The organism is Mesorhizobium sp. M7A.F.Ca.CA.002.09.1.1 (genome assembly GCF_003998555.1).
In the GTDB taxonomy this organism is placed as follows: domain Bacteria; phylum Pseudomonadota; class Alphaproteobacteria; order Rhizobiales; family Rhizobiaceae; genus Mesorhizobium; species Mesorhizobium ciceri.
Window position 1 is genome coordinate 1 of record NZ_RZRR01000132.1, and the last position, 8777, is coordinate 8777.

6 protein-coding genes are annotated in these 8777 nt (G+C 60.2%); 5 read left to right on the plus strand and 1 reads right to left on the minus strand.

Going from position 1 to position 8777, the window contains the following annotated elements:
- From EN994_RS08555 to EN994_RS08570, 4 genes are all read left to right on the plus strand, one after another.
- A partial coding sequence (locus tag EN994_RS08555; RefSeq protein ID WP_206530387.1) for a hydantoinase B/oxoprolinase family protein occupies positions 1-2283 on the plus strand: 2283 nt, incomplete at its 5' end.
- 312 nt (positions 2284-2595) lie between these two features.
- Complete coding sequence (locus tag EN994_RS08560) at positions 2596-3849, plus strand: PIN-like domain-containing protein (RefSeq protein ID WP_127224136.1); 1254 nt, start codon at positions 2596-2598, stop codon at positions 3847-3849.
- A 467-nt stretch (positions 3850-4316) separates the two neighbouring features.
- Positions 4317-5615, plus strand: a complete 1299-nt coding sequence (locus EN994_RS08565) for a DUF3419 family protein (protein WP_063168486.1) — start codon at positions 4317-4319, stop codon at positions 5613-5615.
- On the plus strand, positions 5612-6295 hold the full coding sequence (locus EN994_RS08570; protein ID WP_063168487.1) for a class I SAM-dependent methyltransferase: 684 nt from the start codon (positions 5612-5614) through the stop codon (positions 6293-6295). Before EN994_RS08565 ends, EN994_RS08570 begins: the two co-directional genes overlap by 4 nt.
- Positions 6296-6347: 52 nt before the next feature.
- Here the strand turns inward: EN994_RS08570 and EN994_RS08575 are convergent, their stop codons facing one another.
- Positions 6348-7727: a serine hydrolase gene (locus EN994_RS08575; RefSeq protein WP_063168488.1), complete on the minus strand. Its 1380-nt coding sequence runs from the start codon at positions 7725-7727 to the stop codon at positions 6348-6350.
- 229 nt (positions 7728-7956) lie between these two features.
- Between EN994_RS08575 and EN994_RS08580 the strand changes: the two genes are divergently transcribed.
- Positions 7957-8757, plus strand: a complete 801-nt coding sequence (locus EN994_RS08580; protein ID WP_013530938.1) for a GH25 family lysozyme — start codon at positions 7957-7959, stop codon at positions 8755-8757.
- Positions 8758-8777: the final 20 nt, after the last annotated feature.

The following is an 8777-nucleotide window of genomic DNA, read 5'->3' on the forward strand; positions in this document are numbered from 1 at the left end:
CTCTTGAACTGTTTTGGCGGCGCCGGCGGCCAGCACGCTTGCCTGGTCGCCGATGCGCTCGGCATGGAAGCGGTGCTGATCCATCCCTTCTCAGGTCTTCTGTCGGCCTATGGCATCGGCCTGTCCTCGGTCTTTGCCTCGCGCCAGCAGGCGCTGCTGAAACCGCTTGCCGAAGAGTCCAGAACGGAGATCGGCAACCTCATTGCCATCTTGAGGAAAGCCGTTGTCGCAGAACTCGCGGCGCAAGGCATCGGCGAGGATACGGTCGCCACGAAGCCGGTGCTGCACATTCGCTACGACGGCACCGACACGACACTGCCGGTGAATTTCGAGGCGGATTCGATTTTCCAGGCCAGGCGCGATTTTGAAATCGCCCACAAGGCGCAGTTCGGTTTCGTCTATGACGACAAGCCGATGATCGTCGAGACCGTCGGCGTCGAAGGCACCGACACCGGCGGCACTGGGCGCGACGAAACTGAATCGCGAACCGAAGACCTTGCCGTAAGCCCTTCACAGACCCGCGAAATCTTCACCGAGGGAGAGTGGCGCACTTCACCCATCTTCCGCCGCGAGGCGCTGAAGCCGGGAAACAGGGTTGCGGGACCTGCCTTGATTATCGAGCCGAACCAGACAATCGTCATCGAGCCGGGCTGGCTGGCCGAAATCACCGCCAGGAACCACGTGCTCCTGCACCGCGTCGAGAAAAAGCGCCGGCAGGCAGCGCTCGGCACCGAGGCCGATCCGGTCATGCTGGAGGTCTTCAACAACCTCTTCATGTCGATCGCCGAGCAGATGGGCGTCACGCTGCAGAACACCGCCTATTCCGTCAACATCAAGGAACGGCTGGATTTTTCCTGCGCCGTCTTCGACCGGACCGGCGCGCTGGTCGCCAATGCGCCGCACATGCCGGTGCATCTCGGCTCGATGGACCGCTCGGTCGAAACCATCATCCGGCTGAATTCCGGCGACATCCACCCCGGCGACGTCTTTGCCCTCAACGCACCCTACAATGGCGGCACGCATCTGCCGGACATCACTGTCGTGACGCCGGTCTTCGATGATGCCAAGGAAAGAATCCTGTTCTGGGCCGCCTCGCGCGGCCATCACGCCGATATCGGCGGCACGGCACCCGGCTCGATGACGCCGCTCGCCACCACGGTCGACGAGGAAGGCGTGCTGTTCGACAATTTCCGCATCGTCGACCGTGGCCGCTTCCGCGAGAAGGAGCTGGAAACGCTGCTCACCGATCACCGCTATCCGGCCCGCAATCCGCACCAGAACATCGCCGACCTCAAGGCGCAGATCGCCGCCAACGAAAAGGGCGTAGCCGAACTGCGCAAGATGGTCGCCCATTTCGGCCTCGATGTCGTCGAGGCCTATATGGGCCATGTCCAGGACAATGCCGCCGAAAGCGTGCGCCGCGTGCTGGAGCGGCTGCCGGATAGTTCTGAGTACGAATACCCGACCGACACCGGCCAGATCATCAAGGTGAAGATCACGGTCGACCGGCAAAAGCGCGAGGCGACGGTAGACTTCACCGGCACCTCGCCGGTGATGAAGAACAATTTCAACGCGCCCGAGCCGGTGGCCCGCGCCGCCGTGCTCTACGCCTTCCGCGTCATGGTCGAGGATATGATCCCGATGAATGCCGGGTGCCTGCGGCCCATCAACATCATCATTCCCGATGGCTGCATGCTGAAACCCGCCTACCCCGCCGCCGTCGTCGCCGGCAATGTCGAGACCTCGCAGCATGTCACCAACGCGCTGTTCGGCGCCATGGGCGCCATGGCCAACGCCCAAGGCACGATGAACAACCTGACCTTCGGCAACAAGACGTATCAATATTACGAGACGATCTGCTCCGGCTCGCCGGCCGGCCGGATGAACTCGGGCCGCGGCTTTGCCGGCACCTCCGGCGTCCACACCCACATGACCAATTCGCGCCTCACCGATCCCGAAGTGCTGGAGCTGCGCTTTCCCGTTCTGCTCGAGGATTTCCACATCCGGAAAGATTCCGGCGGCAAGGGCAGATGGAGCGCCGGCGACGGCACCAAACGCACCATCCGCTTCCTCGAAAAGATGGAATGCGCGATCCTGTCCTCGCACCGCAACCGGCCGCCGCAAGGGCTGGACGGAGGCGGCGACGGCGAGGTCGGCTCGACCAAGATCCGCCGCAAGGACGGCACGATCGACCTGCTGAAAGCCTGCGACCAGACCATGTTGCAGGCCGGCGACGCCGTCATCCTGACGACGCCGACGCCGGGGGGATTTGGCAAGGCCTGAAACCGCTTGACTGGCTCGCGCCTCCCGGCCGCATTTATCACCAGCTATTCGGCGGCGATGCTAGCCTAGTAGGCTATTGCGCAGATGATAGCGGCTGTGATCGCCACCTCCTACTTCCCCGCACCATCGGAGCATTCTGACATTCTAGGGCACGTGGGACCGCAACCATTCAGGATTCCGCTATACGCTACCATTCGACAATAGCGAGCCGTTCACACGGTAAGAAAAGGTTTCGAAAGGCATTTCTCTACAAGTCTCGCTTGCTTCAATGTTCACAGCGATGTTGTAATGGCTTCGACTCCGGGGGGTTGGATGCGGAAGATTTTTCATGGGTTTTACGAGCCCACCAAAAAGGAATTAGACAAGATCTGGAAGACGGGACTTCTGGTCCCGGATACAAATGTCTTATTACACCTATTCAGATTTATGCCCGCTAGACGGGCGGAAGTCCTTGCTGCATTTAGGTCATTTGGGGATAGACTGTGGTTGCCTCATCAGGCCGGTGCAGAGTTCCAGGCAGACGGGCGCGATGCTGATTCGACCAATAGAGCGGCATATCAGAAGCTAAAAGATGAGCTGCTAAAGAAACGCAATGAGGTCGAAGGGGCAATTGGCGCGTTCTCCAGATTCGATCCTTGGCCCCAAGGATCCTCTATGGACGAGATCGGCAAGTTCTTCGAGCGCCTGACCCTTGAAGTTGAAACTGCCGTAAAGCAGCTTCCTGAAGCTCTATCGGTTTTCAAGGACGTTACTGACATCTTCGATGGAAAGGTAGGGAAGCAACCAGTCGACATCGAACAGCGACGGAAAGAAGCGCTGCGACGTTTCGATGCGAAAATCCCCCCCGGTTATAAAGACAAAGGCCGTCCGGGCGATTATCTGATTTGGGCTGAAATGAAGGACAAGGCAAAGTCGGCTCAGCTTCCGGTCCTTTTTGTCACTGACGATAACAAAGAAGACTGGTGGGCACGACATGATGGCAAGACCCTGGGACCAAGGCCTGAACTCAGGCACGAGTTTTTCGAAGCGACTGGCCAGTTGTTCTACGCATATTCGCCATCGCGCTTTTTAGCCTTCGTATCCAGCGAGGACGAAGAACTGGTTTCCAAGGAAACAGTGAAAGAGATGGAGAGAGTTCAAGAAACAAGAGAAATTCCTAGACGTTCAATTTTGTTTAGACATAGCGAAATGCTGAATCTCGTGACCGTCCTTGCCCTTCATACGGCTAAAAGCGAAGATGAAATTATAAAAACTGCTATGAAAATCACTAAAGTGTCGGGGAGAATTTCGGAGGAACAATCTCTTAGAAGAACCGGTGATGGGAATTTAGATGACTGGGAATTCAATTCCCTGGAAGAGCATCTTGAAAAACTATCCATAGAAGCACAATCAATTTTCCAAAACAAAAATAAAGACGATCCGGAAAAAATAAACACGTGGTATGCGTTCAGTAAACTAATAGATTGCTTTTCTTACAGCGAATATTGGGACCAGATTCCAAAATTAATGGATGCAATCAAATCAAACCGTGGGATAAACGAAGTTTTTCGCAAAAAAGAGGGCTAGAAGGACGAACCATCTTCAGATAAAAAGATTGCCGATCTGGCGACAGACCTCTTCGTATATCGGCCCTCCGGCGGCATCGTCCCGCTGGCGGGGGTGAAATCGGGAAATGGCGACCCCCGGAATATTTCTGCCACGACAATGTCGCAGCCTGGATGCCGACTCGCCAAAAGACAAGCATGCGCGGCTTCCTGACTGTCGAGTATAGCTTGCTGCTGTCGTACATTCAGTTCACGGAATATAGCGTTGTGGCGACACAACTTCCAACCGGGCTTCGCAACTCTACCCCTTCATCGAGCGCACTGGTCCTGTTGGCCTGCTTGCCGAAGCCGGCCGACGTATGACTATTTGCAATCAGATTCGATGAAAAAGCGCGCGGTCCATGTCGAGACGCGCACCGCCGCACTTTCGAAGACATTATCGAGATCAGCAAGGATCGACCGGCGTCAACCGGCTGTCACCGGCCTGTCATGAGCCTGCGCTACCCGCTTGCGGCAAAGCAAATGGGGAATCATCTTGCCATGACGGACGTTTCCGCAGATCTGGTTTTTCGCCGCGGCAAGGAAGTTGGAAAGGCCGTCTATCAGAACCGCCCGCTGTCGAAGGCCGGCATTTCGGAGCGGCTGTTCGCCTTCCTGTTCTCCGGCCTCGTCTATCCGCAGATCTGGGAAGACCCCGATGTCGACATGGAGGCGATGCAGCTTGGCCAGGGCCACCGCGTCGTCACCATCGCCTCCGGCGGCTGCAACATCCTGGCCTACCTCACGCGCTCGCCGGCCCGGGTCGACGCCGTCGACCTCAACACCGCGCACATCGCGCTGAACCGCATGAAGCTGGAGGCGGTGCGCCATTTGCCATCGCAGGGCGATCTGTTCCGCTTCTTCGGCGCCGCCGACACCAGCCACAATTCGAAAGCGTATGACCGTTTCATCGCGCCGCATCTCGATCCTGTCAGCCGTCACTACTGGGAGCGCCGCAACTGGCGCGGGCGCCGTCGCATCACTGTGTTCGACCGCAATTTCTACCAGACCGGCCTGCTCGGCTTGTTCATCGCCATGGGCCATCGCACGGGAAAATTCTTCGGCGTCGACCCAGCCGGCATCATGCAGGCCAGGAACATCGGCGAGCAGCGCCGCTTCTTCAACGAGGAGTTGGCGCCGGTCTTCGACAACAAGCTTTTGAGATGGGCGACGTCGCGCAAGGCTTCGCTGTTCGGCCTCGGCATTCCACCGGCGCAGTACGATTCGCTGATCACTTCTGGCGACGGCACCATGGCCAGCGTGCTGAAAGCCCGGCTGGAAAAACTCGCTTGCGATTTTCCGCTGGAGAATAACTACTTCGCCTGGCAGGCCTTTGCCCGCCGCTATCCGAACCCCGGCGAGGCCGCCCTGCCCGCCTATCTCGAAAAGCAGAATTACGAGACCATCCGCGGCAATGTCGGCCGCGTCGCCATCCACCATGCCAATCTGATCGAGTTTCTCGCCGGCAAGGATGCAGGCGCGGTCGACCGCTTCGTCCTGCTCGACGCACAGGACTGGATGACCGACGATCAGCTCAACGCGCTGTGGGCGGAAATCACCCGCACGGCTTCGGCCGGCGCCCGCGTCATCTTCCGCACCGCCGCCGAGCCCAGCCTGCTGCCGGGTCGCGTCTCCAGCTCGCTGCTCGACCAATGGGACTATCAGGACCAGGCTTCGCGGGAATTTTCGGCCCGCGACCGCTCGGCCATCTATGGCGGCTTCCATCTCTACGTAAAGCGCGCGGCATGAGCAGCAGCGAGCTGCCGGCCAGCCCCGAATTCAAGGCCAATCATGCCGAACTGATGGACGGCGTCTACCGCTGGCAGCGCCACATCTACGACCTGACCCGCAAATACTACCTGCTCGGCCGCGACCCAATGATCTCGGGGCTCGACGTGCCTGCCGGTGGCACCGTGCTGGAACTCGGCTGCGGCACCGGCCGCAACGTCATCCTCGCCGCCCGTCACTATCCCGACGCGCGCTTTTTCGGCCTCGATATTTCGGCCGAAATGCTGGAGACGGCCGGAAAGGCGATCGACCGCGAGGGCCTGTCCGGTCGCGTCATATTGGCTAGGGGCGATGCCACCGATTTCGATGCCCGGGCACTCTTCGATGTCGAACGCTTCGACCGTGTCTTCGTGTCCTATTCGCTGTCGATGATCCCCGGCTGGGAAAAAACAGTATCGGCGGCACTTGCCGCCCTGTCGCCGAACGGTTCGCTGCACATCGTCGATTTCGGCCAGCAGGAAGGGCTGCCCGGCTGGTTCCGTGCGCTGCTGCGCGGCTGGCTGAAAAAATTCCACGTCGCGCCGCGTGAATCGTTGCGCGAAGTGCTGGAATCGGAATCTCGGCGAACCGGCGCAAGCTTCCGTTTCGGCACGCTTTATCGCGGCTATGCCTGGCTGGCGGTTATCGGGCCGCGCGGCTAGCCAAGGTGAAACCGCCATTTGCAGGCCGACCTCACCTGAATGTCAATGCACCTTAATGCAGCGCCTTCATCAGCGCCCCCACCATCGTCTGCGGCCGATAGCCAAGCTTGGCAGGCGTCAGCCCCAGCCGCACCACCACCAACTGCTCCGAGGGAATGATGGCAACCGTCTGCCCGTCATGGCCTTCCATCCAGTACGTGTCCTTGGGCAGGCCTGCCGCGACGCCGGCGCCGGGGTTTTCCTCATCGCCCGGGGCCTCGATCCACAATTGGCCCTTGCCGTAGACCTTCGAGGCGGATGCCGGCTCGCGCATCCAGTCGACGAAACCGGCCGGCAGGATCTGGTTGCCGTTCCACACCCCGCCTTGCAGCAGGAACTGGCCGAAGCGCGCCCAGTCATGCGCGGTCGCGTAGAGATAGGACGAGCCGACGAAGGTGCCCTGCTCGTCCGTTTCAAGCACCGCGCTGTGCATGCCGAGCGGCTCGAATAGCGCCGTGCGCGGCCACGTCAGCGCCCTGGCCTTGTCGCCGACCGCGTCCTGCCAGAGGCGCGACAGCATCACCGCCGTGCCGCTCGAATAGGAAAACTGTTTGCCGACCTCTGCAGCCAGCGGCTTGGATTCGGCAAAGCCCGCCATGTCAGGTTCGAGATAGAGCATGCGCGTGACGTCGGCGACGTCGCCATAATCCTCGTTGAACTCCAGCCCGCTCGACATCGCCATCATGTCGGCAAGGCTGATCGCGGCGCGGCCGTCCGCCTTCCACGGCGCGAACAGGTTTTTGTTGTCGAAAGCCATCTTGCCGTCCTTGACCAACGTACCGACGATGGCGGCATTCACTGTTTTGGTCATCGACCAGCCGAGCAGCGGCGTCCTGGCGGAAAAGCCATCGCCGTAGCGCTCGGCGACGACACGGCCATTCTTGACCACCACCACCGCGCGCATGCCGGTGCCGATCAGCGCCGCATCATCCAGCAGCTTGGCAACAACCGGATCCTGTGATGCCTCGACCCGTTCGCCTTCCGGCCACAGGTCGCCCATGGTGACTGCGGACGGCTCCGCTTGGATCGCGGTCCGCCGCACCTTTCCTACGTCGCCGTCCGGAACCGAAGCGCAGCCAAGCCCGTCGCGGGCTACGGCGACGCTCTTGCCGAGGAAACCGAACAGGCCGGCAGACACCGTTCCCCTGTTCTTGTCCACCGAAACCCGCATTAACCGCAGCAGGGGATGCCCGGGTGCCTGCACGTCGACGGCCAGCACCTCATTGGGATCGCGGCCGGCGATAAAAACGTTCGAACAGACGATCTTGGCCGAGTAGCCCGAGCCGACCCTGATCAACTCCGGTGGCGCGATATAAAGCCAGGCAAAAAGTGCTGCGACCGCCAGGACGATCAGGCCAAGCAGCCATTTGACGATCTTGACCACGATCCGCATTTATTTCCTCCGGGCCCTGCGCGACCCTTATGTCATCGATTTGCCGCCATTGCTTCCGCAAATCACAATGCTTGTCGAGCGCCATCAACGGATTATCAACCATGATCGGCGATCACAGGATATGCTGAGCGATGCTGTGGGGCGATCGTTCGGAGGGGGCCCGATCACAAAGCAGGCCATCAGTGTAGAGACCCATCAGCGACCGGCTGAATCCGGCTCGGGAATTGCGATGCGCCGTCTTGCGGGCCTGATCATGCTAGCGCTGCTTGGTGCTTGCTCGACCGTCGACGATCTCTCGCCGCTGTCGCCATCCGCTTCGAGCAGCCCGACGGTTGCCGTGCGCGCGCCGCGCTTTGCCGACTCCAAGCCGCATGAATGGGAGAGCGGCGCGCCGTGGAACTATGCCGTCCACGGCACCGATGTTTCCAAATACCAGACCTCGGTCGACTGGCCGGCTGCCAGGGCCAGCGGCATCTCCTTCGCCTTCATCAAGGCGACCGAGGGCGGCGACCGTTTCGACGAGTATTTCAGCGAGCATTGGGCGCGCACGAAGGCCAACGGGATTCCGCGAGCCGCCTATCATTTCTATTATTTCTGCACCCCGGCTGCCGTTCAGGCGCGCTGGTTCATCCGCAACGTCCCCGTCGATCGCTCGGCGATGCCGCCGGTCCTCGATATGGAATGGAACCCGCAATCGCCGACCTGCAGGCTGCGTCCCGACGCCGCCACGGTGCGCGCGGAGATGACCACCTTCCTCGAAATCGTCGAACGCCATTACGGCAAGAAGCCGATCATCTACACTTCCGTCGACTTCTTCGACGACAACGGGCTGTCAGGGTTCCGCGGCTATCCCTACTGGCTGCGTTCCGTCGCCGGCCATCCGCGTGAGAAATACGGCAGCCACCCCTTCACCTTCTGGCAGTACACCGGAACCGGCATCGTTCCCGGCATGACCGGCAAGTCCGACATCAACGTCTTCAACGGCAGCGAAGCCGCCTGGAACAAATGGCTGCGGCAGAACACCCGTTGACGTCAGGGTCAACGGCAGCA

What these genes read in the sequence shown, in the direction of transcription:
- EN994_RS08565 (WP_063168486.1), top strand. Translation starts at nt 4,317, where the DNA reads ATGAGCCTGCGCTACCCGCTTGCGGCAAAGCAAATGGGGAATCATCTT.
- EN994_RS08575 (WP_063168488.1), bottom strand. Translation starts at nt 7,727, where the DNA reads ATGCGGATCGTGGTCAAGATCGTCAAATGGCTGCTTGGCCTGATCGTC.
- EN994_RS08570 (WP_063168487.1), top strand. Translation starts at nt 5,612, where the DNA reads ATGAGCAGCAGCGAGCTGCCGGCCAGCCCCGAATTCAAGGCCAATCAT.
- EN994_RS08580 (WP_013530938.1), top strand. Translation starts at nt 7,957, where the DNA reads ATGCGCCGTCTTGCGGGCCTGATCATGCTAGCGCTGCTTGGTGCTTGC.
- EN994_RS08560 (WP_127224136.1), top strand. Translation starts at nt 2,596, where the DNA reads ATGCGGAAGATTTTTCATGGGTTTTACGAGCCCACCAAAAAGGAATTA.